The organism is Nonomuraea sp. NPDC001684 (genome assembly GCF_053596515.1).
Genome location: NZ_JBSFGJ010000922.1, coordinates 1 through 1,021, shown reverse-complemented (window position 1 = coordinate 1,021; position 1,021 = coordinate 1). Strand labels below are relative to the sequence as shown.

The window sequence follows — 1,021 nt, the reverse complement described above, 5'->3', positions numbered from 1 at the left end:
CTGGCCGGTGCTGTCGGAGCCCAACGGCGGCGCCCGCTACGGCGACCACTCCATCTCCAGCTACCACTACCTGCTCGGCACGCCCGGGTTCGCCGACTCCCACCGTCCCGACGTGGTCGTCACGCTGGGCCGGCCCGGGCTGTCGCGGCCGCTGCTGTCCTGGCTGAAGCGGACGGACGAGCACATCGTGGTCGCCCCCGACCTCGACCGCTGGCCCGACCCGACCAGGTCGGCCACCCAGGTCGCGCAGGCCGTGGAGATCCCGGTGGCCTCCGGCGACGACAGCTGGCTGCACGCCTGGCGGCAGGCCGACGCGGCCGTCCGGTCGGCCCTCGACGCGGTCCTGGACGTCTCCGGCACCTCCGAGCCGCGCCTGGCCCGCGACCTGGCCGACGCGCTGCCCAACGGCGCGCTGCTGTTCTGCGGCTCCTCGATGCCGATCAGGGACCTCGACCAGTTCATGCGGCCGCGGCGCGGCATCAGGCTGATGGCCAGCCGGGGCGCCTCGGGCATCGACGGGCTGGTGTCCACGGCCATGGGGGCCGCGCTGGCGCACAACGGGCCCTCGTACGCGCTGCTCGGCGACCTGTCGTTCCTGCACGACCAGAACGGGCTGATCCTCGGCCCCCGCGAGCCCAGGCCGGACCTGTGCATGGTGGTCGTCAACAACGACGGCGGCGGCATCTTCTCGCTGCTGCCGCAGGCGGCGGTGCGCGACCCGTTCGAGCGGGTGTTCGGCACGCCGCACGGCGTGGACCTGGCCTACGCCGCCGCCGCGAGCGGGACGCCGTACACGCTGCTCGGGGACGTCAGCGAGCTGTCCAAGGCGATGCGCGGCGAGGGGCCGCGGGTGGTGGAGGTGCGCACCGACCGCGAGGAGAACGCCGCCGTGCACGGCCGCCTGCGCGAGGCGGCCCAGGACGCCGTGCGGGAGTTCCTCAGCTCCTGAGCGCCTCCAGCAGGCGGTTGAGCGGGCTGTCGAGGCCGTAGCGGTCGGCCAGGGCCACCAGGGCCTCCGGGT

1 protein-coding gene is annotated in these 1,021 nt (G+C 74.7%); it reads left to right on the top strand.

Features of this window, described 5'->3' with window-relative positions; genetic code table 11:
- Positions 1 to 949 (top strand): thiamine pyrophosphate-dependent enzyme (locus ACWCSD_RS53110; protein WP_449927690.1); only part of this gene is annotated, 949 nt, incomplete at its 5' end.
- Between the last annotated feature and the right edge of the window lie 72 nt (positions 950 to 1,021).